This window comes from Polynucleobacter sp. MWH-Braz-FAM2G, assembly GCF_018687635.1.
In the GTDB taxonomy this organism is placed as follows: domain Bacteria; phylum Pseudomonadota; class Gammaproteobacteria; order Burkholderiales; family Burkholderiaceae; genus Polynucleobacter.
The window spans coordinates 1,382,074-1,406,013 of record NZ_CP061300.1; the positions used below are offsets into that span (position 1 = coordinate 1,382,074).

General features: G+C 44.0%; 25 protein-coding genes. 15 read left to right on the top strand and 10 right to left on the bottom strand.

The features are described 5' to 3' along the window. The first annotated feature begins 6 nt into the window (after window positions 1-6). From FD973_RS07035 to FD973_RS07050, 4 genes are all read left to right on the top strand, one after another. A complete protein-coding gene (locus FD973_RS07035; RefSeq protein ID WP_215322647.1) occupies window positions 7-891 on the top strand; it encodes a MaoC family dehydratase N-terminal domain-containing protein in 885 nt (294 codons plus the stop codon). An 11-nt stretch (window positions 892-902) separates the two neighbouring features. Next, on the top strand, window positions 903-2,279 hold the full coding sequence (locus FD973_RS07040; RefSeq protein WP_215322648.1) for an MmgE/PrpD family protein: 1,377 nt from the start codon (window positions 903-905) through the stop codon (window positions 2,277-2,279). A 14-nt stretch (window positions 2,280-2,293) separates the two neighbouring features. Continuing rightward, on the top strand, window positions 2,294-3,139 hold the full coding sequence (locus FD973_RS07045; RefSeq protein ID WP_215322649.1) for a CoA ester lyase: 846 nt from the start codon (window positions 2,294-2,296) through the stop codon (window positions 3,137-3,139). A 70-nt stretch (window positions 3,140-3,209) separates the two neighbouring features. Then, the gene (locus FD973_RS07050; protein WP_215322650.1) at window positions 3,210-4,199 is read left to right on the top strand and encodes a tripartite tricarboxylate transporter substrate-binding protein; all 990 of its coding nucleotides are present in this window, start codon (window positions 3,210-3,212) and stop codon (window positions 4,197-4,199) included. 72 nt (window positions 4,200-4,271) lie between these two features. Here the strand turns inward: FD973_RS07050 and FD973_RS07055 are convergent, their stop codons facing one another. The 3 genes from FD973_RS07055 to FD973_RS07065 are packed head-to-tail and all read right to left on the bottom strand — an operon-like array spanning window position 4,272 to window position 7,839. Then, the gene (locus tag FD973_RS07055; protein WP_215322651.1) at window positions 4,272-4,886 is read right to left on the bottom strand and encodes a hypothetical protein; all 615 of its coding nucleotides are present in this window, start codon (window positions 4,884-4,886) and stop codon (window positions 4,272-4,274) included. Further along, entirely contained in the window at window positions 4,883-6,121 is a 1,239-nt protein-coding gene (locus FD973_RS07060; RefSeq protein ID WP_215322652.1) for an exo-alpha-sialidase, read from the bottom strand. Before FD973_RS07060 ends, FD973_RS07055 begins: the two co-directional genes overlap by 4 nt. Next, the gene (locus FD973_RS07065) at window positions 6,118-7,839 is read right to left on the bottom strand and encodes a glycosyltransferase family 39 protein (protein WP_215322653.1); all 1,722 of its coding nucleotides are present in this window, start codon (window positions 7,837-7,839) and stop codon (window positions 6,118-6,120) included. The genes FD973_RS07060 and FD973_RS07065 overlap by 4 nt, the downstream gene beginning before the upstream one ends. A 249-nt stretch (window positions 7,840-8,088) precedes the next feature. Here FD973_RS07065 and FD973_RS07070 point away from each other — a divergent pair, with 249 nt between their 5' ends. From FD973_RS07070 to FD973_RS07080, 3 genes are all read left to right on the top strand, one after another. Then, the gene (locus FD973_RS07070) at window positions 8,089-8,355 is read left to right on the top strand and encodes a c-type cytochrome (RefSeq protein WP_251368745.1); all 267 of its coding nucleotides are present in this window, start codon (window positions 8,089-8,091) and stop codon (window positions 8,353-8,355) included. Window positions 8,356-8,366: 11 nt separating this feature from the next. Then, entirely contained in the window at window positions 8,367-9,641 is a 1,275-nt protein-coding gene (locus FD973_RS07075; RefSeq protein ID WP_215324748.1) for an NAD(P)/FAD-dependent oxidoreductase, read from the top strand. 106 nt (window positions 9,642-9,747) lie between these two features. After that, a complete protein-coding gene (locus FD973_RS07080) occupies window positions 9,748-10,200 on the top strand; it encodes a phosphate-starvation-inducible protein PsiE (protein WP_251368746.1) in 453 nt (150 codons plus the stop codon). 16 nt (window positions 10,201-10,216) lie between these two features. On the opposite strand, the gene FD973_RS07085 is transcribed toward FD973_RS07080, so the two are convergent. Next, window positions 10,217-11,614: a TAXI family TRAP transporter solute-binding subunit gene (locus tag FD973_RS07085; protein ID WP_215322655.1), complete on the bottom strand. Its 1,398-nt coding sequence runs from the start codon at window positions 11,612-11,614 to the stop codon at window positions 10,217-10,219. Between the two features lie 84 nt (window positions 11,615-11,698). Here FD973_RS07085 and FD973_RS07090 point away from each other — a divergent pair, with 84 nt between their 5' ends. From FD973_RS07090 to FD973_RS07100, 3 genes are all read left to right on the top strand, one after another. Beyond that, window positions 11,699-12,400 (top strand): pirin family protein, encoded by a 702-nt coding sequence (locus FD973_RS07090; protein ID WP_215322656.1) that lies wholly within the window; start codon window positions 11,699-11,701, stop codon window positions 12,398-12,400. A 151-nt stretch (window positions 12,401-12,551) separates the two neighbouring features. Next, window positions 12,552-13,532, top strand: coding sequence for a DnaJ C-terminal domain-containing protein (locus tag FD973_RS07095; RefSeq protein WP_215322657.1), 981 nt, complete (start codon window positions 12,552-12,554; stop codon window positions 13,530-13,532). A 5-nt stretch (window positions 13,533-13,537) separates the two neighbouring features. After that, a complete protein-coding gene (locus FD973_RS07100; protein WP_215322658.1) occupies window positions 13,538-13,849 on the top strand; it encodes a chaperone modulator CbpM in 312 nt (103 codons plus the stop codon). Between the two features lie 4 nt (window positions 13,850-13,853). Here the strand turns inward: FD973_RS07100 and FD973_RS07105 are convergent, their stop codons facing one another. Next, window positions 13,854-15,770: an ATP-binding cassette domain-containing protein gene (locus tag FD973_RS07105; protein WP_215322659.1), complete on the bottom strand. Its 1,917-nt coding sequence runs from the start codon at window positions 15,768-15,770 to the stop codon at window positions 13,854-13,856. On the opposite strand from FD973_RS07105, the gene FD973_RS07110 reads away from it, so the two are divergent. Beyond that, window positions 15,769-16,434 (top strand): AAA family ATPase, encoded by a 666-nt coding sequence (locus FD973_RS07110; protein WP_251368747.1) that lies wholly within the window; start codon window positions 15,769-15,771, stop codon window positions 16,432-16,434. The two genes, FD973_RS07105 and FD973_RS07110, sit on opposite strands and share 2 nt — an antisense overlap. 60 nt (window positions 16,435-16,494) lie before the next feature. On the opposite strand, the gene FD973_RS07115 is transcribed toward FD973_RS07110, so the two are convergent. The 4 genes from FD973_RS07115 to FD973_RS07130 all read right to left on the bottom strand — a co-directional run bounded on the left by FD973_RS07115 (window position 16,495) and on the right by FD973_RS07130 (window position 21,395). Next, window positions 16,495-17,163, bottom strand: a complete 669-nt coding sequence (locus tag FD973_RS07115) for an OmpW family protein (protein ID WP_215322660.1) — start codon at window positions 17,161-17,163, stop codon at window positions 16,495-16,497. Window positions 17,164-17,331: 168 nt separating this feature from the next. After that, a complete protein-coding gene (gene hemN, locus FD973_RS07120; RefSeq protein ID WP_215322661.1) occupies window positions 17,332-18,747 on the bottom strand; it encodes an oxygen-independent coproporphyrinogen III oxidase in 1,416 nt (471 codons plus the stop codon). Window positions 18,748-18,763: 16 nt separating this feature from the next. After that, window positions 18,764-20,377 carry an NAD(P)/FAD-dependent oxidoreductase gene (locus tag FD973_RS07125; RefSeq protein ID WP_215322662.1) on the bottom strand — a complete coding sequence of 538 codons (1,614 nt, stop codon included), beginning with the start codon at window positions 20,375-20,377 and terminating at the stop codon, window positions 18,764-18,766. Window positions 20,378-20,405: 28 nt separating this feature from the next. Then, window positions 20,406-21,395, bottom strand: a complete 990-nt coding sequence (locus tag FD973_RS07130; RefSeq protein WP_215322663.1) for a tripartite tricarboxylate transporter substrate binding protein — start codon at window positions 21,393-21,395, stop codon at window positions 20,406-20,408. A gap of 78 nt (window positions 21,396-21,473) precedes the next feature. Between FD973_RS07130 and FD973_RS07135 the strand changes: the two genes are divergently transcribed. Both FD973_RS07135 and FD973_RS07140 read left to right on the top strand, forming a co-directional pair. Continuing rightward, the gene (locus FD973_RS07135; protein WP_215322664.1) at window positions 21,474-22,022 is read left to right on the top strand and encodes a YaeQ family protein; all 549 of its coding nucleotides are present in this window, start codon (window positions 21,474-21,476) and stop codon (window positions 22,020-22,022) included. An 18-nt stretch (window positions 22,023-22,040) separates the two neighbouring features. Next, window positions 22,041-22,466 (top strand): putative toxin-antitoxin system toxin component, PIN family, encoded by a 426-nt coding sequence (locus FD973_RS07140; protein ID WP_215322665.1) that lies wholly within the window; start codon window positions 22,041-22,043, stop codon window positions 22,464-22,466. Here the strand turns inward: FD973_RS07140 and FD973_RS07145 are convergent. After that, window positions 22,463-23,461: an LLM class flavin-dependent oxidoreductase gene (locus FD973_RS07145; RefSeq protein WP_215322666.1), complete on the bottom strand. Its 999-nt coding sequence runs from the start codon at window positions 23,459-23,461 to the stop codon at window positions 22,463-22,465. The two genes, FD973_RS07140 and FD973_RS07145, sit on opposite strands and share 4 nt — an antisense overlap. A 29-nt stretch (window positions 23,462-23,490) precedes the next feature. Between FD973_RS07145 and FD973_RS07150 the strand changes: the two genes are divergently transcribed. Together FD973_RS07150 and FD973_RS07155 are read left to right on the top strand one after the other, a co-directional pair. Beyond that, a complete protein-coding gene (locus FD973_RS07150) occupies window positions 23,491-23,712 on the top strand; it encodes a hypothetical protein (protein WP_215322667.1) in 222 nt (73 codons plus the stop codon). Window positions 23,713-23,722: 10 nt separating this feature from the next. Continuing rightward, window positions 23,723-23,917 (top strand): SlyX family protein, encoded by a 195-nt coding sequence (locus tag FD973_RS07155; RefSeq protein ID WP_215322668.1) that lies wholly within the window; start codon window positions 23,723-23,725, stop codon window positions 23,915-23,917. Window positions 23,918-23,940: the final 23 nt, after the last annotated feature.

The following is a 23,940-nucleotide window of genomic DNA, read 5'->3' on the forward strand; positions in this document are numbered from 1 at the left end:
GGCATAATGGAATATATGCGAATCGAACCTCAAACTATTACCCACCTTCAAGAATGGCTTGGTAAAACCGAGTCACTGCAAGATACTGTGACAGCAGCTCCTGTGCGAGCACTATCAGCAACTTTAGATCGAGATGATCCAGCGCCGTGCAAAGGGACTTACTTGCCTGAACTATGGCATTGGTTGTACTTTTTGCCACATGCTCGTCAATCTGAAATTGGCCCCGATGGTCACCCTAAACGTGGCGGATTTCTTCCACCTGTTCTATTGCCTCGTCGCATGTGGGCAGGTAGCAGAATTGAATGGTTAAAACCCCTTGCCGTGGGGGATGAAATTGAGCGCGTTTCCAAGATTGAATCCGTTACTCATAAAGCAGGCCGTACCGGGGATTTGATCTTCGTTTTAGTAAACCATCAGATCTCTAATCAAAACGGTCTTGCCATCATTGAAGAGCATGACATTGTGTATCGAGATGCCCCAGGACCAGACGATAAACCTGTTGCCCCCACTCCTGCGCCTACTGATGCTAAATGGAGTAAAACGATCACGCCAGATGATGTACTGCTATTTCGTTATTCAGCTCTCACCTTCAATGGACACCGCATTCACTACGATCGTAAATATGTGACTGAAGTCGAAGGCTATCCAGGATTAATTGTCCATGGACCATTAATTGCTACCTTATTAGTTGATCTTGTGCGTCAGAGCATTCCAGGATGCAAGCTCAAGAGTTTTGAGTTCCGCGCTATTCGCCCCACCTTTGATATCAACATCTTCAAGGTCAATGCTAAACCCGACCTTGAGAAAGATCCCAGTGGGAAAACTATTTCAATCTGGGCGCAAGACCATGAAGGTTGGCTCACTATGCAGGCCACTGCCGTATTAGCGTAAAAATCATCCTCGTGCCTACAGAACACCTCTCCTGCGAACTAGCTAGCTTTGCAGCCAAGCTCAAAATCCAAGATATCCCCAATGATGTCTTGAACCGAGCTGAAGATTTGTTGGTGGATTGGTTTGGCTCAGCAATTGCTGGCAAGGGATCTCGACCTGTAGAGTTAATTACACAGTTTGCGTTAAACATGGGAGGCTTTGATTCTGAACACACAGGACCATCTGAGATTCTGGTTTCCCGCAAAACATCTAGCCCTTTTTTAGCCGCGATGGCAAACGCTGCGGCATCTCATGTTGCTGAACAAGATGATGTTCATAATGGTTCAGTCTTTCATCCAGCAACGGTTGTCTTTCCTCCTGCACTAGCCTGCGCTCAAGCAATTGGCGCTTCTGGAGAAGATTTATTACTTGCTGCAATTGCAGGTTATGAAGTAGGCATCCGCGTTGGTGAATTTTTAGGCCGCTCTCACTACAAGGTATTTCACACCACCGGCACTGCTGGAACATTGGCAGCCGCTGCTACAGTTGGCCACTTGCTAAAGTTAAACCCTGAGCAAATGCTCCATGCCTTTGGGTCGGCTGGTACTCAATCGGCAGGTCTCTGGGAATTTCTTCGTGATGCCGCTGACTCCAAGCAACTTCATACTGCCCATGCTGCATCGACCGGTTTAATGTCTGCCTATCTTGCCAAGACTGGTTTTACTGGCGCACAGCACATCCTGGAGGGAAAACAAGGACTAGCAGCTGGCATGACCAGCGATAGTAATCCAAGCAAGCTGGTTGATGGCTTAGGAACTCGCTGGACTCTGACAGAGACAAGCTTTAAATATTACGCATCATGTCGCCATACCCACCCCGCAGCCGATGCTTTATTACAAGTTATATTGGCAAATAAACTTGCACCGAGCGATATTGCAAAAGTAGAAACTTTGGTTCATCAAGGCGCAATTGATGTCTTGGGGCCAGTGACAGATCCAGCTACGGTGCATCAGTCTAAATTCTCGATGGGCACGGTATTGGCTCTAGTCGCGTATCACCAATTTGCAGGTTTACAAGAGTTCGATGCACATTTTCATGATGACGAGATTTGCAACTTCCGTGATCGCGTCACTATGACCTTAGATCCTGAGGTCGATAGCGCCTACCCACAGCGCTGGATTGGAAAAGTTCGAGTGCATTTGAATAATGGGCAAGTGCTGAATGGTCGAGTGGATGAACCCAAAGGGGATCCCGGCAACACTCTTACACGCGCAGAAATTACCGATAAAGCAATGCGTCTTGCAGCCTATAGCAAAGGCGCCACCCCAGAAGAAATGAGTAAAGCTATTGAACTGTTGTGGAATATCCGCAAACAAGCCAAGATAAGCTTCTTACTACCACCCCAATAATTGATCCACCAAACATGAACCCACTCGATACTCCACTTGGCTTTTGTACTAATTTTTTATTTGTACCAGGCACTCGACCAGAGCGCTTTCTAAAAGCTTTGGATAGCGGAGCTGGCGGCGTTGTCTTAGATTTAGAGGATGCTGTAGCAGAAGATGATAAAGATCTCGCACGAAATGCCATACGCACTGCGTGGCCTACTTTCAGTTCGGAGCAAAAGAAGCGTTTAGTCATCAGAACTAACTCGCCTGGAAGCAAATTTTATGCGGCTGATTTGATTCTGGCGCAAGAACTTCAAGTCGCCTGCTTACTCATTCCAAAAAGTGAGTCCTTAGATCAAATCAATGGCGCCGCCATGATTCTTCCAGATACAGCAATCATTCCTATGATTGAAACTGCCGTTGGCCTAGATCGATTAAAAGAAATTGCGAACTCCAATCAGGTAGTTCGTCTTGCTTTAGGAAATCTTGATCTGCAAGCCGATCTAGGGATGCAGTGCGATCGCCAAGAAACAGAATTACAAACTGCGCGCTATCAAATTGTTTTAGCATCTCGACTTGCTCAGATTGCCCCTCCTGTAGATGGGGTTACACCATCTACAGATGATATTGAACGCATCACCGATGATGCTGAACGCGCAAAGCGTATGGGGTTTGGCGGCAAACTCTGTATTCATCCAAAACAAGTCAGCATTGTCATCAAAGCATTCACGCCAACCGAAGAAGAATTAGCTTGGGCCCAAAGAGTCATTGAGGCAGACAAAGCCTCCAAAGGCGGAGCCGTCAAATTGGATGGCCGCATGATCGATCGGCCCGTTGTTTTGTTAGCCAAAAGAACCCTTGCAATTACTGGTAAACACTAGGATTTTTAAAAGCAAAAAAGTTTTAAAACTGGCAAAATTGGTCGACTAAATACAATAATTAGGAGACCAAATGAAAATGAAGAAATTCTTATTTTCTGGAATTGCCATGGCGCTTACAGCCAGTGCTTTTTTAAGCACTAACGCTATTGCCCAAAAAGACTGGCCCACTAAATCAATTACTTTAGTTGTTCCATTTGCTGCTGGTGGCCCAACAGATTCAGTAGCTCGACTCATTGCAGTTCCAATGGGTCAATATCTTGGTCAAACCGTTGTTGTCGAAAACGTGAATGGCGCTGGCGGCACTATTGCCAGCACTAAAGTTGCCCGTGCCGCTCCAGATGGCTACACAATCTATTTGCATCACATGGGCATGGCCACAGCCAATGCTCTATATGACAAGCTCCCATATGATCCTTTGACTAACTTTGATTACATAGGTCAAGTTGCCGACGTACCGATGGTGCTTTTGGGTAAAAAGGATTTACCTGCCAATAACTTTAAGGAGCTAGAAGCCTATATCAAGGCCAATGGCTCAAAAGTAACGATGGCGAATGCTGGTCCTGGAGCAGTCTCACAATTATGTGGACTGTTATTTCAGAGTCGAATGGGCGTAAAGCTAACTAATATCCCTTATAAAGGCACAGGCCCTGCGCTTACCGATCTGTTAGGCGGTCAAGTGGACCTCCTTTGTGATCAAACCACACAAACCATTCCTTATATTAAAGATGGGCGTGTGAAAGCTTTTGGCACAACTACTTTAAAACGATTGCCTGCGATTCCAAATATTCCAACCCTTGATGAGCAAGGCTTAAAAGGGTTTGAAGTCAAAGTTTGGCATGGTATGTACACACCAAAAGGCGTTCCAAAACCTATCTTGGACAAATTAAATGCAGCATTAAAAACTGCACTAAACACCCCTGATGTTAAAAAACGTCTAGAGGATGCCAATATCGATATTGTCACCCCAGATAAGATGACACCTAGTGGCTTGAAGTCACATCTCGAAACTGAAATCAACAAATGGGGGCCGATTATTCGAAAGTCTAATATTCCAGATTAAGAATGAATTTCTAACAAACAAAAGCCAGCATATTGCTGGCTTTTTGCTTCTGCTCCACCATTCTGGAGTTATTTATCCCGGTCTAAACAAATATCCAGAATGAGCTTTATTTTTACGTCTGCTAAAGAACATACCAATCAGGTCAAAGAAGATCCAAACAACCAAAAGAGGGTCCAATAAATAATCCCAAAGATTAGTCGATTCATGCCAATGGCCCGACCAAGCAATGATGGCAATGGCAATAATCCAAACACCCTTAGCCCAATTAGCCAGAGCACAGATCAAAGCAAAGGCAATAACAGATGCAAGGAAAATAATGGAACCATAGCCCCAGGCATACGGATCAATCATTCCCACCCCCAGAGCAAATGGATAAAACCCAAGAGCAATAGTCACAATAGTCAACTTACAAACGATTGGAAGTGGCTTATCAACTGGTAATAAAGAGCTCCAGAGCAATAAAGTCAACACAATGCTTAAATCTCCAGTAACCCCACGAATATAAGCAACTAAAGGCAACTCCAAACCTAAAGGCCAAAACAATAGATTGCCAAGCAAGAGCACTAAAAATATTTTCAAAGGCGCTGGAAAAGTTTTTGGCGAAAACTTTTGCATGATCCAGACACTAACAATGGCGGAGGTAATCGATAACTCAATCAAGGGAAAAGTTTGCATTAAATGATTCATTGTGCAGACTCCTTATTGGATGCTTCTTCTTCAATCAAAAGCGCATGACTATAGGCTTGCTTTAGCCAAGCATCCGAGAAGTAACGATGACGAATCCTCTTGCGGTCCCAGGTATATACCAAATGCACTCCTCCATCAGCAGAGAGCAAATAAGGGTATGAGAATTCTTTACGTTGCGTCTCAGGCACAGACTCATCATCTTCCAGCAATTCAATAGTGCGCCATTGCCCAGTCTTTCCATCACTCATCATCAACGCTAATCGATAACGCCCAGCTTCAATATTATTTAGGACCAAGACGCGTACACCGGTATTTAGTACGAGACCAGCAACCGCAGAGTTGGGATTAGCGATGGGTAAATCTGGTGCCTGCAGCCATGTTTGACCTGCATTTTGCGTAAGGCTGACAGGAATTTGTTTAGGCAATCGGGCACTACGTGTTTGCCGAAAATATGCAATCGCATCCTGTGCATCATTAACAAAAACCAAAGGCTGTATTGCACTGCGGCCAGAGCTCATGCGACGTTTATCGATAACTTGCCCAGCATCAACTCTTAAGAATTCTCCAAAGCGCCCTATCCACTCATGATAGGCAGGTATCCCCAATGTCCCATCATTAAATTTAATTACAGGAGATTTCACTAGCGTGCTCAAATTCAATAGCGGTGAACTAATTAATCGTTGGGGGTTACTCCATGTCAAACCTTCATCATCGGATGTCACGGCAGAAATTGAGCTACCAGCCCACCCTCCAATCGAAACCGTCACAAAGAATAATTGCAACCTTCCATCTGCCAATCGACTAGGAACAGGATTCCCCAATTTAGCGATATAGCGAGAAAGACCCTTTTCTGCGGTAAGGCGATCCATTACAACTGTTGGAGAACTCCAATTGCCAGACTTTAGATCATATACAGAGCTATAGATCGCCACATCAGCCGCACCTTCACGGCTTCCTGCAAACCAAAATGCCCTTACAGCACCATCTTTTAATGCGATCAATGATGCTGCATGAACAGACGGAGCGCCTGTATCTGGCAACCAATTTGTTTGCGGTGAAAAAATCCCTGCCTTTACTGATCCTCTAGACTTTGATGCAACATCATCATTTACCACTTCATCAGCTTGTTCTGTTGGAGCTATAGCAAATGACTCCCAAGCCGGACGACTATCGATGTGCAAAAAGCCGATCACTGCAGCAAGCAACAAAAAACAAATGGCAATGACACGGCTCATCTACATACATCCTTAGCATTTAACATCTCTGGTTTGGCAACAGGGGTTGAAATCAAATATTCATTTACGAAAAGATGCTTACCGATTTGCCCTAATAACATCTCTTGGATTTCCTCATTGGAGTGTCGCGCCCTCATCTCCATTCTTTTGCCAACAACTGTGCATGATTCGCAAAGTGTAGGCTGAATTCCTAATGGAACATGCACCGCCACAAGAGGATAGGTAGAAGTTAGGCGATTAATATTGCTTGCATCTTTTGCAAAGTAACCGTGAAGGTTGGCACCTGGTAATAGCAAACGATATTCTTCATCTTTGGCTCGATAGTCGCAAGGTATCCAAACGTCCTTATTTTGCAACTGAACAATTGTGTCTGAAGAATAACGCCCTAATTTCCCCTCGAGGGGAGCTAGGCTACTATTTAAAACTCCATAGACCAAGAAACAAGCACCTAAAGCAATCATCTTAGTGAGGTCACGTCTGAATAGCCCAAACAATACAAGTGACAAACTGATTGCCACAAGAATCCAATGGTAATAGGAATAAGTCCATAGCCCGTCGTCACCGATAAACTGGGACCGTTGAAGATTGGCTCCAACCCACATAAGCAGTGAAAGCACTGTCAACTGTAAAAGCAAGGCAATTCGAAAGCCCCACAACGGAAGTCTTTCCCAGTAAATCGCAATGAGCGCTGCAAATGCTGGCATTACCGGTAGAAGATAGCGACCCGAACGTTGACTTGGCAAACTAAACACGAGCAAAAATGCAAGGATCCAAAGCAACAAAAGGGTTTCTTCTAAGGTAAAAAAGTGGCGTGCTCGCCAACACAGAATTAAGCATGAGATGAGAACAAAACTAAATAAACCTGCATTGGCAATCGTTGTTAGTAGCAGCAGCCAAATACTATCTCCACCACGCACCAAATCCATTAAATAGCTAGATTGTCTTGCAGCAAACTTACCCGCATTCTCGCCAAGCACAAACTCCTTCCAAATTGCCTCAGGGTTAGGGTCCAAGGCAAACCACAAGGAAAAAATACCTAAAGCAAGCGCAACTATTACAAGTAATTTATAGAGATCTCGTAGAGCGACTTGCGCAAAACTCCAATTACGCCAACGCCAGAAATAAAGACTCAAAGCAAAAGCAGCAGGAACAATATAGGCAAACGATTTTGCAAATAATGCGAAGCCAAAACAAATGCCTGCCAGCAAAGGGAAAAAGAATTTGGATTCAAAAGCCGCCTTACCCCAATAGAGCAATGCCAAGAAAGGGAGAGATACCCAAAACACTTCCGGAGGATCTGCCAAAAATGGTCGCCCATAACGGTAAGTAGAAAAGAAGGAAAGCCAGACCAATGCAGCCAACATTCCAATTTTCCGATTTCCATTAAATCGACTCACTGCTAAGAATAAGAAAAATGCTGTTAAGGCGGTATATAAAAGACTGGGCCAGCGCAAATTTTCCAAAGTCCAATCGGTAGCCCAACTGGTGCTAGCAATACCCTGCCAAAAAATTAGCGGTGGCTTAGTATTTTTAATGCCATCCATTTCAGATTGAAGTGGAAGCCAATGACCCGAATCGGCCGTCATACGCACAATGTGCATATAAGGGTATTCATCCCCATTTTTAGGCGCAAATCGACTATCTAAGCCGTACAGATAGGCAAATACACCCAAAAGTAGCACTAAGAAGACTGATCGGTAAGAAAATGAGGCTCGCATGCCTATAGTTTATAGGGCTTACAGGATGTTCCGCGAAATCCGACCTTACCCATATTTTCGAATGAACTTATGAAAATAAATATGAAATGAAATGCGCCCTTCAGAGACTTCTTGTTTAAGATACTCAGTAGTTAACCAAAAGCCAATTACCCAGAGTTATTTTGATTGGAGAAAGAATTTATGCGAGCAAGCTATTTAAAACCTGCGATCTTATTATCCACTTATCTAAGCCTTAGTCATTTAAGTAGTATGGCATTTGCGCAAAATAACGACGCAAGCAATTTATATAAACGCGGTCTTGCTGCCACCTGCGCCAACTGCCATGGCACCAACGGCAAAGGTGTAGTAGACGGCGGGATGCCCTTAATTAACAACCTGACTAGCGAACAAATTCTGAGTCAGTTGAAAGCATTTAAATCGGGTGCACGTGAAGGCACTATCATGCCTCAGCTTGCCAAAGGTTACTCAGATGAGCAGCTTGAAACTATCGCCAATCAACTTGGCAAAAAACAATAAGGGAGCACATGATGGATCGTCGACACTTCATTGGAAATAGCGCTGCTGCTCTTGGATTGTTAGCTGGCTTTTCAGGTCAAGCGCGCGCAAATTTACAGAAAGCAGAAATCCTGGTTATAGGCGGCGGATACGGTGGCGCTACTGCTGCTAAATATTTGCGACTATTTTCAAACAATACCGCCAAAGTCACGCTGATTGAACCTAATCCTACTTTTATTTCATGCCCCCTCTCAAACTTAGTCGTGGGAGGCTCACGCACACTATCCGAACTAACCAGCTCCTATGACAACCTGAGCAAACGTCATGGCATCAAGATCATTCAAGATAGCGTGACCAGCATGGATCCAGACAAAAAGACAGTGAAACTTGCTTCTGGGAAAACCTTACGCTATGACAAAGCAATTGTTTCACCTGGCGTCACCTTAATGATGAACAGCATTGAAGGGTTGGCGCAAGCAAATCAAGCAGGTGTTACTTTGCAGGCGTGGAAATCTGGTCCAGAAACAACCGCCCTTCACAAGCAATTGGCAGCTATGAGGGATGGCGGCACTTTTGCCATTAGCATTCCCGAGGCTCCCTATCGCTGCCCTCCTGGACCATACGAACGCGCCTGCCAAGTCGCAAACTATCTCAAACAAAATAAGCCAAAGTCCAAAGTATTGATATTGGATGCCAATCAAGATGTAACTTCAAAAGGCGCACTCTTTAAGAAGGTATGGGCAGAACAATATCCAGGAATGATTGAATATCTTCCAAAATACAATGTGACTGCGGTAGACGCAAAAACAAAAACTATTAAGTTTGAAGTGCAAGATGACATTAAGGCGGATGTTTTAAATCTTTTGCCTGCAATGAGTGCAGGTGAAATTGCCGTCAAAACTGGGCTCGCAAATTCAAATGGTCGCTGGGTCAACGTGAATTACATTAACTTTGAGTCAACCGCCCAAAAAGATATTCATGTCTTAGGCGACTCCATTCAAGTTGCACCTGCTATGCCGAAATCAGGGCACATGGCAAATCAGCATGCAAAAGTTGCAGCAGCGGCGATCGTGGCAGAGCTGAGTGGCTGGGAGGTTAACCCTGCTCCAGTGCTTACCAATACCTGCTATAGCTTTGTCAACGACAAGGAAGTTATCCATGTTGCAAGCGTTCATCAGTACAACGCTGCAGAAAAGACTTTCAAGCCTGTACCGGGCTCAGGAGGGCTTTCGCCAGCGCCATCCACTCTTGAAGGCGTATATGCTTGGGGGTGGGCTCACAATATTTGGGCGGATAGTTTGGGTTGACCTAAGTCAATACTTATAAAAAAAGAGGCTTAATCGCCTCTTTTTTTGTTTACAGCGCTAGATAGATACATATACTGAGCTCTATATATTCGGAGGCACAATTAACATGACCCCTACTTCACCCAAAGACGCATCCAAGATAGAAGATGCAATTGAGAGATGGACTGTTCCGATCGGAAATTTATTTGTCTCTTTGTTTCATCGGATTGCTCTCTTTGGAATAGGTGCCGCAACTGTTTGGTCAGCTGTCGTTGCTTTTTTAGGAATGGTGAGCAAGGGCTCTGCTTCAATTGAAGATCTGCTACTACTCTTTATATATTTAGAAATTGGCGCAATGGTAGGTATTTATTTCAAGACTAACCATATGCCTGTTCGCTTTTTGATTTATGTTGCGATCACTGCGGTTACTCGCCTCATCATTGACTTAGTAAATACTAAACATGAAGCAGATATGGCCATCCTTTTGATGGGTCTGACTATCCTCATACTAGCACTCGCTAATGCAGTAGTCCGTTACGCCTCATTCAAGTTTCCAAGCAAGAGCGGGGATAGCGATTAAAGCTTGGCTCTTCTGATTAGACTTCCTGGTTTTCTGTATAGGGATATACACCCCTATTCAAGCAATTACGCACATAGTCAATGCTTGTGCGCAAAGAATAGTACTCACCTGAAAGGTTTTTTGAAACATTGATTTTCAGGGCTTGATATTCCAGCATATCCAGTCTTTTAAGATACTCATCGCGCTTTTGAGCATCGTAACCATCAAGAAGCTCTAATTCAAACGCCTTCAATGCGCCATACAAACGATGAATCTTATTATGCATGCGCTTTGCTCTATAACCCGGCAAAACTTGCAATAAAGGATAAGCCAATGCCAAGAAAGGCAGCAAAATAAAAAAGAGGCGATTAATCAACTCCGCCAACCAAAAAGGCGCATATGCCGATATCAGAGGATAGCGATTGTGTTCATAATGAACCGCTATCGGACTATCTGGCAAGATAGAATCCTTAAAAGATGGAAACTCGCCACGGTCAGCAAAAAAAGAACCTCGACCATTGATCTCACGCGCAGCTTCTAGAAATAAGAATTGAAGCGCAGGATGCATACGATCATCTACCAATAAATTAGTTGTCGTCGCAAGCAATTGAAGATCTTCTGCTGGAAAATTTCGCTCGAGATTAAGTGAACCTTGGGGCACTTCAAGAATATGTAAATATGGAATTAATTTAACGTAGGCCTTTCCACGCTTAAAGGTAACAAGGTGAAGTCCTGGATCACTTAATAAAGCTTGGACATTGGGTGCATCGTATGCATCAACGATAAAGGCGCCATCAATCTTTCCTTCTTTTAAGGCCTTGACTGCTTCGGCGCCCTGCATATATACGAGATGAGGCGTATCTTCATATCCGGATAGTTTTAAAATTCTTGTAGCTTGAGCGTAAGTACCACTTCCTTGAACACCCATCGAGATCGTCTTAGAACTAAAGTTCTTAAATTGTCCACGGCGTTGCTCAAAATCAATATTATTAACCTCTGGACCACGGTAAAAAAACCAAATAGGATCGTAGCTAATAGCGCCCAAAGATTGAATTCCCTTCAAATCTTTTGCATGTGCGACGCCAGCCTGAACAAAAGCCGCTTGCACAGGATCATTTCGGTCAGCCAGACGATCTAGATTTTCTTGGGCACCCTTAGTAGGCACCAACTCTAAGGTCACCCCTTTTTTAGCAAAGTAATCAGCGTACTTTTTTCCAAGGAGTTCGTAGGAGCCGCCAGTAGATCCAGTGGCTAATTGAACGTGCCTCGGTGGTGGTGGATCTGCATACCACCAAATACCCATCAAGACGCAGAGCAAGAACATGAGGATAGGCCAGGTCTCCTGCAAAAACTGAATAAAGTTAGACCAGCTCTCCTGCAGGCTTTCAGAAAGCCCTAAAAATGTCTCTTTTACGTCTTGTTTAAAACTTCCCATGCGTTACCGTTCAGCAAATTTATTCAAAGCTAATGATAATGTGCTTATTTTGATTCCTTCAACTAATCTTTGCACCCCTAAAACATGATTATTCTCAGAAAATCCCAAGATAGAGGCTATGCAGACCATGGCTGGCTTAAAAGCTTCCACTCCTTCTCGTTTGCCAACTATCACGATCCCCGCTTTATGGGATGGGGAAATCTACGCGTTATCAATGAAGATCGTGTGGCAGCAGGAATGGGTTTTGGGAAGCATGGTCATCGCAATATGGAAATTATTAGCTATGTTCTGTCTGGAGAGTTGGCGCATGAAGACAGCATGGGTAACGTCAAGGGGATTCCACCTGGCGATGTCCAACGCATGAGTGCTGGTAGTGGAGTGACTCATAGCGAATTTAATCATGCCAAAGACCAAACTACACATTTTCTCCAGATCTGGATTGAACCAAATGTCTTTGACATTGAACCAAGCTATGAACAACAAACAATTTCGGCCTCAGAGAAGGATGGTAAGTTACGCTTAATTGCTTCTTCAAATGGTGGGGATGGAATAGTAAAAATTCATGCTGATGCCGAGGTATATGCTGGTACATTTAATGGCTCGCAATCCGCAAAAATAGATCTCGATCCAAATCGCAAAGCCTATGCCCACCTCATTCGCGGAACGTTAAGCATTAATGGTCAATCGATGGTTGGTGGTGATGCCCTGCTAATTGAAAATGAATCAAACTTAAACATCAGCAATGGCACTAACGCTGAGGTTCTCATCTTTGATCTTAGTCATTAATCTTTACAGACCCCCTCATGGAGGTTTATAAATATTAAGAACCCGTAATAGTGAAAGAATTTGTCCTCTGGCAAATTGGTGTAATGAGCCAAGAGGACTGTAGAATTAATCTTATTAGCTTAATCTATACCGAACAATACAAAACAGGCTTATGAAATTTAGGGACTACTACGAAACACTTGGCGTTGCTCGTGGCGCTACTGAAGCTGAAATTAAATCGGCGTATCGAAAACTGGCACGCAAATACCATCCTGATGTGAATAAGGAAGCTGGTGCCGAGGAGAAGTTCAAGCAAATTGGTGAAGCCTATGCAGTATTGAAAGATACTGAAAAACGCGCAGCCTATGATCGTTTTGGTGAAAACTGGAAGAATGGTCAAGACTTCACTCCTCCACCAAATTGGAATGAAGGTTTTGAATATTCAGATGCTGGTTTTGGTGGTGGACACCCAGGTTATGGTGGCGGTTTTGAAGGTGATCAGAGTGAATTTTTTGAATCACTTTTTGGACGAGGCAAACATCGTCAAGGTGGTCGCGGCAGCCACACTCGTCAGGGAATGAATTTCAAAGGACAAGATCATCACGCCAAAATTTTGATTGATCTTGCCGATGCATACAACGGCGCTAAACGCACCATATCCCTGCATATGCCTGTGCAAGATGCAAGCGGGCATGTCAGCACTCAAGAACGTAAGTTAGATGTCAGCATTCCCAAAGGTATTAAAGCTGGACAAAATCTTCGCCTTTCTGGTCAAGGTGGACCTGGCATTGGCGAGGGTCCTGCTGGCGACCTCTATCTAGAAATTGATTTCCATTCCAATCCAATCTATCGCGTAGAAGGAAAAGATGTTTCTATCGATATTCCATTGGCGCCATGGGAGGCGGCATTAGGCACGACAGTAAACGTCCCCACCCCTGCTGGCAGCACTCTGGAACTAAAGATCCCCGCTGGCACAGTAGCTGGACGGAAAATGCGCCTGAAGGGCAAAGGCATACCGAGCGCAGAGCCTGGTGATTTATATGTAGTGCCAACTATTGCGCTGCCATCAGCAGAAACAGAAGCACAAAAAGAAGCCTATCAAACCTTTGCAAAGGCTTTTGATTTCAATCCTAGAACTCACTTAAAAGGATAATCAATATGACGCAATCTAATATCACGTGGATTGAAGGTGCCGTTGTGGAGAATGAGGTTCACATGACCATTGTTGAGCTATCTCATGCATCACGCACGCCAGAAGATTTAATTATGAGTTGGGTGTCAGAGGGCGTATTAAGCCCAGTTGGATCCTCACCACAAGATTGGCGTTTCGGAGGCGATTCATTAAGAAGAGCTAAAACTGCCGCTCACCTTACTCATGATCTCGAATTAAACGTACCAGGCGTAGCATTAGCACTAGACCTGCTAGATGAAATTGCCCAACTACGAGCTCGCCTACCGCGCGAAGCCTAGATAACTAGGACTCTGAACGACTCAAAAGCTTTTCCCAGCGCTGCAGTTTCTGATCTAAATCAGCAGTAATTTCAGTCAAGCGTGCTTGCATGCTAGCCGCTAACTCTGGTTCATTTTTATACAAATCGGGATTGCTCATCGCAATTCCAACGTCTGCTTGTTCAGCTTCCAATGCTTCGATCTGCAGTGGTAGCGCTTCCAATTCTTGTCGCTCTTTTCCATTTAATTTTTGAGTGCCACTTTTGATAACAACCTTAGCATCTGCTTTCTGTTCAGTCTTTACCTCAGATTTCTCTGTTGATTTTTGATTGGCATTAGTGGCACGAATTTTGTCTGAACGAGCTTTCTGAACCTTCCAGTCTTCATAGCCACCTTCATATTCACGCCATAAACCATCGCCTTCATTTGCAATAATGCTAGTGACCACATTGTCCAAAAAATAACGATCATGACTCACTAAAAAGACTGTACCCTTGTAGTCTTGCAGGAGCTGCTCAAGTAAATCTAGAGTATCAATATCTAAGTCATTCGTTGGCTCATCCAATACCAATACATTGGCTGGCCTAGCAAATAAACGAGCCAACAATAAGCGGTTACGCTCACCACCTGACAAAGTGCTAACAGGAGAATTGGTTCTTTCAGGTGCGAATAAGAAATCACTCAAATAACTTTTGACGTGCTTTTTATTCCCATTGATTTCTATCCACTCACTACCAGGGCTAATGTAATCCTCGAGAGAGGCATTGAGATTCAGGCCTTCGCGCATCTGATCAAAGTAAGCGACCTCTATGCGGGTACCCATAGTAGCGCTACCTGAGTCTGGAGCAATCGTTCCGAGAATTAATTTTAAGAGAGTGGTTTTGCCTGCGCCATTGGGGCCCAATAATCCGACCTTATCGCCACGCAAAATCGTTGCCGTGAAATCCTTCACTATCGGACGATCATATGTTTTGCTGACATTTTGGAGTTCAGCAACAATCTTTCCACTGCGTTCACCCGCTGAAACCGCCAACTTCACCTGACCCATGGCTTCTCTGCGCTCGGCACGACTACTGCGTAACTTCTCTAAACGCGCTATGCGAGCAACACTTCGAGTGCGACGTGCCTCTACACCCTTACGAATCCAGACCTCTTCTTGTGCCAATAATTTATCCGCACGCGCATTAGCCAAAGACTCGGAATTTAATTCTTGCTCTTTTAGTAATTCATATTGCGTAAAGTTTCCTGGGTAACTTCTCAAAATCCCGCGATCAAGCTCAACAATTTGTGTGCAGACGTTATCCAAAAAGGCGCGGTCATGGGTTATTAAGATGACTGATCCTTGGTATTCTTTGAGAAGGTCTTCCAACCAAGCAATAGAGTCCAAATCTAAGTGATTGGTTGGCTCATCTAGCAAGAGCACATCTGGCATCTCAACCAAAGCCCGAGCCAAAGCAACGCGCTTCTTTGTTCCACCAGAAAGAGTATTGATTTTGAGATCAGCCTCTAAGTGCAAACGATCTAGAGTTTCATAAACTCGTTGCTCCCAATTCCAACCGCTTAAAGCCTCTAATTGAGATTGCACCTCATCCAAGCGATGATGTGATGCATCATCCCAGTCTCCAACACTCAGAGCCTCATATTCCTCACGCAAGGCTTTTGCTTGAGCGACCCCTTTGGACACAGCATCAAAAACAGTTTCTTCCGCTTCGAATATTGGTTCTTGCGGGACATAAGCAATTCGTAGCCCCTGCTGGTACTGCAACAGACCATCGTCCATTTTTTCTATACCAGCCAATATCTTTAACAAGGAAGATTTGCCAGTGCCATTACGACCGATTAAGCCGACACGCTCACCCGATTCCAGTGAAAAAGCAGTGTTTGCCAGGAGGTCAACATGGCCAAAAGCCAGTTTTGCATCAGTAAGTACGATTAAAGCCATGGCGACATTATCGTCACTTCACCAAAAGGGAAGTAAATTCCGTCAATTTCTGCGAGACTATAGCCATATGGTTTGCAAATTAACCCCCTTCTCTCCTCGGCTGATTCTCTTTGCAGGACATGCAGGCACGGGGAAGTCAACCCTGGCAAAAAGGGCTTTACCCCTGATTATTGAAAAAACTGGGGAAGATTTTTTCTTTTTGGATAAGGATACGGTCTATGGTGAATTTAGCGCTCATGTGATGGCGCTGACAACTCAGAATCCAAATGATCGAGATAGCCCCTACTACCTTGAAAATCTTCGCGATTGGGAATACCAAGGCTTAATAGCTATCGCTAGGGAGAATTTACTTCTAGGTGTTAATGTCATTCTAGTCGGCCCCTTTTCCAAAGAAATCCAGAGCGGCAAAATGTTTAACGCCAAAGATCTTGGTGTGCCCCCTCAAACCAATATTCAGATTGCTTGGGTAGACTTGCAGGAAGACGAAGCCAAAATCCGTATGGAAAAAAGAGCTGATCCACGAGACCAATGGAAATTAGCCCATTGGACGCAGTACATCACTCGCAGAATTGATCCGCCAATTCATCCTGTATTGCATCGATTCGATAACTTACTATTTAATGAAGCGACATTCGAAAACTTAATTGATCAATTGATTCAATAAATGCAGAAGAAAAAATAGGGCTCCTGAAGAGCCCTACCCCAAGACCTAAGAACTGAATTCTTAGAACTTATAAGTTACACCAACAGCTGGCATCAAAGGATTCAATGTTAACTTACCGATATTTCCTACGTTAGCTGCTGAGCCATTTACATTAGTACTCATAGTTGCATACTTAAGGTCAATATTCATACCCCAGTTTTTATCAAACATATAATCTGCACCGATTTGACCAACAAAACCTACGCTGTTTTGATCAACTGTAAGTGCATTGTTGACACCAAGAAGTGAGAAATTATTTCTGTTACCAAAAATAGTGTAATTAATACCAGCGCCAATATAAGGCTTCAAAGCACCTAAATCAGTAAAGTGGTATTGAATTAATAAAGACGGTGGCAAGGCATTAATGGTCCCCGTAGGCCCAGAAGTCAAATTAGAATAAATATTTACTTTTTGTGGGTAAGTTAATACCAATTCAGCGGCAATATTTTTTGTGAAGAAGTATGAGATATCTACTTCTGGAATCCACTCATTCTGTGCTCGAACATTATTAGTCTGGACGCCAGCGCCTAATGCGTTTGTTCCGCCATTGGATTGACCATTCTGAAATAGAAGATCCACAGCACGAACACGCACCATCCAAGGATTCTCTTCTGCAGCTTGTGCCTGTGCAGCGATTGGGGCTAGCGAAGCTACAGCAGCCATTGCTACTACGAGTGACTTAATACGCATGATTGTTTCCCTTTTTGTTGTCAATTTCGATAGGATCATTTTCGAATTGATATACCAAGGGAAATTTGATGCAAATCAAATGAATTGCGCATGTGAATTTTTTGTTTGCTAAAAAGCAACAGGGTTTTGAGGGTTCTTTGATCTAAATCAAATGCCCTAGGTATAACCCTAAAGAACTTTAGAGTAAGTGCCTTTTGCTTGCGACTCTCTCAGGTGACGATCAAATGTCATGGCTACCCTCCTCGCCAAGAGGCGCCCCTTAATCGGGACCTGCATATTCGCACCTTCCCAACTTAATAGACCAGCTTCCTCTAAATGCTTTAACTCCTCAATCTCTGTTTTAAAGTAGCTAGAAAAATCAATTTGATGCGAGGTTGAAAAAGCTTTGGTATCTAAAGCAAATTGACACATTAATTCGCCAATGAGCTCTCGGCGCAGCAGATCATCCTGATCGAGCCTCAAGCCTCTGAGTACGGGAAGATGACCTTTATCCAAGATAGCGTAATACTCATCTAAAGTACGTACGTTTTGGGAATAACAATCATCCACTTTGCCGATAGAAGAAATTCCAAACGCCAATAGATCACACTCAGCTTGAGTGGAATAGCCTTGAAAGTTTCGATGCAACTTTCCCTCTTTTTGAGCAATGGCTAGTTCGTCATTCGGTTTAGCAAAATGGTCCATGCCAATAAAGACATACCCAGCCTCCCCTAAACGGGAAATAGTATTCGAAAGAATATCTAATTTATCTGCAGCAGCTGGCAAATCTGCTTCAGCAATACGACGTTGTGGTTTAAAAATATGCGGGAGATGAGCGTAGTTGTAGACCGATAAGCGATCAGGGCTCATGGCTAATACAGCATCAACAGTCTCTTTAAATGTCGCCGGTGTTTGTTTTGGTAAGCCATAGATTAAATCGACGCTACGAGATTTAAAACCATACTTTCTTGACCACTCCATTACCGCTTGAGTCTCTTCAATTGTTTGTATGCGATGAACCGCTTCTTGTACTGCTAGATTGAAATCCTGTACACCCAAACTAATTCGGTTAAAGCCAAGATCAGCCAAGAGCGCAATATCTTGCTCGGTCACTCGCCTTGGATCAATTTCAATTGAATACTCGCCACCACGTAATAACTCAAAATGTTCACGTGTGTGATGCATCAACTCAATCATCTCTTCATGAGATAGAAACGTTGGGGTCCCACCACCCCAATGCAATTGAGTTACTGGGATTTTTTTCTGAGCGCCCATGGCCTTGGTAACCATTGCCATTTCTTTAGCAAGATACTTAATATATTTTGCGCTACGCCCATGATCTTTTGTAATGATCTTATTGCAGCCACAGTAATAGCAGATATTAGGACAAAACGGTAAATGAAAATAAAGCGATAAAGGTTCGTCTACTGTTGCAACACGCTTGAGCGCCTCTAAATAATCAACTTCAGAAAAGTCATTATGAAAACGATCCGCACTGGGGTAAGAGGTATAACGTGGTCCATTGATATCAAACTTCTGCAGCAATTCTGGATGAAATAAAACTTCTTTTTCTGCGACAACTGAGGTATTTGCAGCGTTATTCATAGTGGCTTGAGTATCTTTACTTTGACAAATAGTCCAGAGCTACAGCTTCCGCTACTTTAATCCCATCAACACCTGCCGACAAGATGCCACCAGCGTAACCCGCACCTTCGCCGGCAGGATAAAGCCCTTTAATATTTAAACTCTGAAAGTTTTGGCCACGAGTGATGCGCAAAGGCGATGAGGTTCTTGTCTCAACACCAGTTAAGACAGCATCCTTCATTGAAAAGCCTTTTATTTTCTTTTCAAATGCGGGTAGCGCTTCACGAATAGCCTCGATAGCAAAAGGAGGCAAAGCTTGCGCTAAGTCGGTTAAATGAACGCCTGGTTTATAAGACGGTATTACGCTTCCAAATTGAGTTGATGGTTTCCCCTCAATAAAATCTCCCACTAATTGCCCTGGAGCTTCATATGTACCACCACCCAGCTCAAAAGCCTTTGACTCCAACTGTCGCTGAAACTCAATGCCTGCAAGCGGACCACCTGGATAATCTTCAGGAGTAATACCAACAACAATGCCAGCATTCGCATTACGTTCATTACGAGAGTACTGACTCATACCATTAGTCACCACTCGATTGGGCTCAGACGTTGCGGCGACTACAGTCCCTCCAGGGCACATACAAAAACTATAAACAGTTCGACCATTCTTGGCATGGTGCACTAATTTGTAATCAGCAGCACCAATCAATTCATTGCCTGCATGAGGACCCAATCGAGCCTTATCAATCAAAGACTGGGGATGCTCAATACGAAAGCCAATCGAAAATGGCTTTGCTTCCATATAGACACCTGCATCATGCAGAGCTTTAAAGGTATCTCGAGCGCTATGACCCAAGGCCAAAACTACATGGCTAGCAGGTAAGTCTGGTTGCCCTTCAATTTTGACGCCAACTATTTGTTGATTATCAATATCAAAACCAATCACTTTTTGTGAAAAACGAATCTCGCCACCTAAGTCAATAATTTCTTGGCGCATCTTCTCAACAACACCTACCAGGCGAAAGGTTCCGATGTGGGGCTTGGCCACATAAGTGATTTCTTCTGGAGCGCCAGCCTTCACAAACTCATTGATTACTTTGCGACCATAAAATTTAGGGTCTTTAATTTGACTATACAACTTACCATCAGAGAAAGTTCCTGCACCACCTTCTCCAAATTGCACGTTTGATTCAGGGTTTAATACATTTTTGCGCCATAAGCCCCAAGTATCTTGAGTCCGTTCGCGAACCTTTTTGCCACGCTCAAGAACAATAGGTTTAAAACCCATTTGAGCTAACACTAAGGCAGCAAAAATACCGCAGGGGCCAAATCCCACAACAACTGGGCGCAAGGCAATACCCGAGGTTATGGACTCTGGTGCTTTAGCTACAAAATGATAACTAGTATCTGGTGATGGTCTGACATGCGTGTCATTAGAAAATTTCTTAATGACTGCCTCTTCATTTTTGACTGCAAGATCAATCGTATAAATGAAAGCAAGCGCTACATTCTTGCGGGCATCATAGCTGCGCTTAAAGATCTCAAAAGTGATTAAATCCTTTTGGGATAAGTTCAGACGCTTGATAATCGCTGCCTCTAGAGCCTCTGGAGGGTGATCAATTGGTAGGCGCAGTTCAGTAATACGAATCATGGGACTATACGATACACAGTATTTAGGCTTATTCGGCTTTCGCCCCCGAAGCCTTTACCACATTAGCCATACGCACATAATCCCTAACTAAGAGTTGATTAAATTCAGCAGGAGATAGATTGCCGATTTCAATACCCTGGCGACGCATGCGCTCAACAATCTCTGGCTGCTTTAATAACTTAGCCATCTCAGACTGTAGCTTAGCAATTACTGGTTGAGGCGTTGCTGCGGGAGCAAGTAAGCCGAACCAGCTATCAAAAACATAGCCTTTCAAAGTCATGCCAATAGTGGGAACACCCGGTACAAATGGTGATGGCTTTTCAGAGGAAACTCCCAAAAAGCGAATCCGTGGATCATTTGCAAAAGGTAAGGCAGCCACATTCGCAGCAATAACTGCTTGTGCGCGCCCAGCCAACAACTCAGTAATAGCATCGCCTGTACCTTTCGTGGGTATATGTACCAACTGAATTCCAGCCATGCTGTCAAAATAAGCCATTGCCAAATGAGATGCACTACCATTACCAGCGCTAGCGTAGTTATATTGACCTGGATTTGCCTTTGCTAAAGCAATAAATTCTGAAACAGACTTTGCTGGAAAATCTGCATTCGTCATCATGATGTAGCTACTAGTTCCAATATAAGCGGCGCCCGTAAAATCTTTAATTGGATCAAAGCTTAATTTATTAAATAAACTTCCATTAATGTTGTGGCTGGCAGCCGCCAATAAAAAGGTGTATCCATCTGGTGTAGCCTTACCAACAATACCAGTACCAACAGTACCCCCTGCTCCCGCCTTGTTCTCAACAACTACTGGTTCACCCAATGCGGCACCCAACTCATTGGAGAACGATCTTGCCAGAGCATCCTGAACGCTCCCCGGTGAAAATGGCACGATGATTTTGATGGGTTTGGTTGGCCATGGTTCTGCAGCCAACGCCAGGGAATGTATGCACACTAGGTTTAGACCTAGGAAGACGGTCGCCAGAAGGCTAGCTCTCCAAGAGTTTCCAGTATTCATCAAAGCCCCGTGGGTGAAATTAACTATCAAAATGATACGGCAATCTGAGGTGCGTTCATTTAAAGGCGATAATGACGCATGGCTCTACGCGCAACCATTCATAAAGCCGACCTTCATGTCGCAGACTCAGACCGCCATTACTACGGCAGTCATTCCTTAACTATTGCCAGACATCCCTCGGAAACTGATGAACGGATGATGGTCAGGATTATCGCTTTTGCATTACAGGCCCACGAAGATCTTGTCTTCACCAAAGGTTTAAGTGATACCGATGAACCAGATCTTTGGATCAAGGATCTGACAGATGCAATTCAGCTTTGGATTGAAATTGGTCAACCCGATGAACGCCGCATCCTGAAAGCCTGCGGCAGATCAGATCAAGTCATTGTGTACTGCTATGGCGGACACACTAGCAAAATTTGGTGGGATGGCATTGCCAATAAATTAACCCGTGCGCGTAACCTGCAAGTAGTTTCTATACCTGCAGAACAAGCCAATGAGCTTAATAAGCTAGTGGAACGCAGCATGGTGATTCACGTCAATGTTCAGGATGGAGAAGTGTATGTTTCATCTGATAAAGGTCAGGTGACTATCACTCCAGAAATTTGGCGCTCAAATGAACATTAATTTAAAGTTAACACACCAATGAAGTCTATCGTGTTAGATACCAATGTGTTACTAGATATTTTTGTATTTAATGACTTCAGAGCAATTCATCTCAAGCAAAAGTTATTAGACGGTCAGCTCGATGCATTAGCCTGTCCAAAAACTCTAGATGAGTTTGCCGATGTTATTAGTCGGCCACTCTTCAACCTCGAGCAAAACACCCAAGAAAACATCCTTAAACAGTGGCACAGCTTGGCAAGAATATTAGCTGATGAAACTCTAATTGCTGCCCCATGGTCATGCCAAGATTCAGACGATCAAGTCTTTCTGAACCTTGCCTTTACCGCTAAACCTTGCTTTTTAATCAGCAAGGACAATGAAGTGCTAAAGCTTGCAAATAAAGCAGCAAAGGAAGGCATACTCATCACCTCCAATTACAACGCAATCACTCAGTTAGCAGATTAAAGGCTTTGAGCAGCCTGGGCAGCAATCTCAAAGGATTTCAGACGAGCTTGATGGTCAAATATTTGGCCAGTAAAGATCATTTCATTAGCGCCAGTTACATCCAGCCAATGTCGCATGCCCTTTCGGATAGTCTCTAGAGAACCGACCACTGAACATTGCAAAGTATGGGCTGCAGATGCTTTTTCATGAGGCTCGCAAAACTCATCCATATCAGCAATTGGAGGTGGCAACTGCCCCCTAGTATTACGACGCATCCTCACTACATTTTGCTGTAGCGTAGTGAACAAATATTGCGCCTCTTCATCCGAATCGGCCGCAACCACATTCATTACAAACGCTGCATAAGGTTTAGCCTGCTGATCAGATGGCTTAAACAGCTCGCGATATATATCCATTGCCTGTATTAGTTGCTCAGGCGCAAAATGAGAAGCAAATGCATAAGGCAAACCAAAGTGAGCCGCCAATTGAGCGCCATACAGGCTTGATCCCAAAATCCAAATGGGTACATTCGTATCCATGCCCGGTATGGCTTTAACAGATTGCCCCTCCTGAATCGGGCCAAAGTAGTGTTGTAGCTCACGCACATCTTGAGGAAAGCGGTCGTCACCTCCGAGCAAATCACGACGTAAAGCCCGCGCAGTCAGTGGATCAGTGCCAGGCGCGCGCCCTAGACCAAGTTCAATACGCCCTGGATACAAAGACTCTAAAGTGCCAAACTGTTCAGCAATCACTAAGGGAGCATGGTTGGGTAGCATGATTCCACCTGAACCCACTCGAATATGAGAAGTTCCTCCGGCGATATATCCTATTAGTACAGCCGTTGCGGAGCTAGCATTGCCTGTCATATTATGATGCTCCGCCACCCAATAACGGGTATAGCCCCACTTCTCCGCATGCTGAGCCACATCCAATGAGTTACGCAGCGCATCTCCAGCAGTAAACCCCTGCGGGATCGGAGATATATCTAGAATGGAGTATGGGATGGTATTTGCCATCACCAAATCATACCTAGAAAGCGCGTTTTATGAGCAAACCCAAAATGGCTGATCCGGATGAGGGAGTCTTTAAGCCCGGTACAAAATTAAGACATAAGAAGACTGGCGGATTTTATAAAGTGGTTGTACTTGCTAATGTTGAGGCTACTTTAGAGCCTGCCTACGTATATGAATCCATGCAATCACATGATTTTTGGATCAGACCTAAATCAGAGATGGAAGATGGGCGTTTTGAGCTCGCTTCTGAATGAGAGGTTAAATATGTCTGAGGACCGAATTACCAACCTTGAAATCAAGCTGAGCTTTGCCGAAGACTTGATAGAGAAGCTAAATGAAACTGTCTACAAACAACAACAGCAAATTGAGTTTTTGTATCGAGAACTTAAGGCCGTTAAAGAGCAAGCTAGCAGCGGTGGAAGCGGTAGCATGAAGGATGAAATCCCACCGCACTATTAATCAACTGCTAATATATCTTTTTA

What these genes read in the sequence shown, in the direction of transcription:
- FD973_RS07065 (WP_215322653.1), bottom strand. Translation starts at nt 7,839, where the DNA reads ATGCGAGCCTCATTTTCTTACCGATCAGTCTTCTTAGTGCTACTTTTG.
- FD973_RS07110 (WP_251368747.1), top strand. Translation starts at nt 15,769, where the DNA reads ATGGCGACATTATCGTCACTTCACCAAAAGGGAAGTAAATTCCGTCAA.
- FD973_RS07155 (WP_215322668.1), top strand. Translation starts at nt 23,723, where the DNA reads ATGTCTGAGGACCGAATTACCAACCTTGAAATCAAGCTGAGCTTTGCC.
- FD973_RS07090 (WP_215322656.1), top strand. Translation starts at nt 11,699, where the DNA reads ATGATTATTCTCAGAAAATCCCAAGATAGAGGCTATGCAGACCATGGC.
- FD973_RS07140 (WP_215322665.1), top strand. Translation starts at nt 22,041, where the DNA reads ATGAAGTCTATCGTGTTAGATACCAATGTGTTACTAGATATTTTTGTA.
- FD973_RS07060 (WP_215322652.1), bottom strand. Translation starts at nt 6,121, where the DNA reads ATGAGCCGTGTCATTGCCATTTGTTTTTTGTTGCTTGCTGCAGTGATC.
- FD973_RS07135 (WP_215322664.1), top strand. Translation starts at nt 21,474, where the DNA reads ATGGCTCTACGCGCAACCATTCATAAAGCCGACCTTCATGTCGCAGAC.
- FD973_RS07085 (WP_215322655.1), bottom strand. Translation starts at nt 11,614, where the DNA reads ATGGGAAGTTTTAAACAAGACGTAAAAGAGACATTTTTAGGGCTTTCT.
- hemN (WP_215322661.1), bottom strand. Translation starts at nt 18,747, where the DNA reads ATGAATAACGCTGCAAATACCTCAGTTGTCGCAGAAAAAGAAGTTTTA.
- FD973_RS07070 (WP_251368745.1), top strand. Translation starts at nt 8,089, where the DNA reads ATGGCATTTGCGCAAAATAACGACGCAAGCAATTTATATAAACGCGGT.
- FD973_RS07035 (WP_215322647.1), top strand. Translation starts at nt 7, where the DNA reads ATGGAATATATGCGAATCGAACCTCAAACTATTACCCACCTTCAAGAA.
- FD973_RS07055 (WP_215322651.1), bottom strand. Translation starts at nt 4,886, where the DNA reads ATGAATCATTTAATGCAAACTTTTCCCTTGATTGAGTTATCGATTACC.
- FD973_RS07150 (WP_215322667.1), top strand. Translation starts at nt 23,491, where the DNA reads ATGAGCAAACCCAAAATGGCTGATCCGGATGAGGGAGTCTTTAAGCCC.
- FD973_RS07145 (WP_215322666.1), bottom strand. Translation starts at nt 23,461, where the DNA reads ATGGCAAATACCATCCCATACTCCATTCTAGATATATCTCCGATCCCG.
- FD973_RS07095 (WP_215322657.1), top strand. Translation starts at nt 12,552, where the DNA reads ATGAAATTTAGGGACTACTACGAAACACTTGGCGTTGCTCGTGGCGCT.
- FD973_RS07125 (WP_215322662.1), bottom strand. Translation starts at nt 20,377, where the DNA reads ATGATTCGTATTACTGAACTGCGCCTACCAATTGATCACCCTCCAGAG.
- FD973_RS07100 (WP_215322658.1), top strand. Translation starts at nt 13,538, where the DNA reads ATGACGCAATCTAATATCACGTGGATTGAAGGTGCCGTTGTGGAGAAT.
- FD973_RS07105 (WP_215322659.1), bottom strand. Translation starts at nt 15,770, where the DNA reads ATGGCTTTAATCGTACTTACTGATGCAAAACTGGCTTTTGGCCATGTT.
- FD973_RS07045 (WP_215322649.1), top strand. Translation starts at nt 2,294, where the DNA reads ATGAACCCACTCGATACTCCACTTGGCTTTTGTACTAATTTTTTATTT.
- FD973_RS07130 (WP_215322663.1), bottom strand. Translation starts at nt 21,395, where the DNA reads ATGAATACTGGAAACTCTTGGAGAGCTAGCCTTCTGGCGACCGTCTTC.
- FD973_RS07080 (WP_251368746.1), top strand. Translation starts at nt 9,748, where the DNA reads ATGACCCCTACTTCACCCAAAGACGCATCCAAGATAGAAGATGCAATT.
- FD973_RS07050 (WP_215322650.1), top strand. Translation starts at nt 3,210, where the DNA reads ATGAAAATGAAGAAATTCTTATTTTCTGGAATTGCCATGGCGCTTACA.
- FD973_RS07115 (WP_215322660.1), bottom strand. Translation starts at nt 17,163, where the DNA reads ATGCGTATTAAGTCACTCGTAGTAGCAATGGCTGCTGTAGCTTCGCTA.
- FD973_RS07075 (WP_215324748.1), top strand. Translation starts at nt 8,367, where the DNA reads ATGGATCGTCGACACTTCATTGGAAATAGCGCTGCTGCTCTTGGATTG.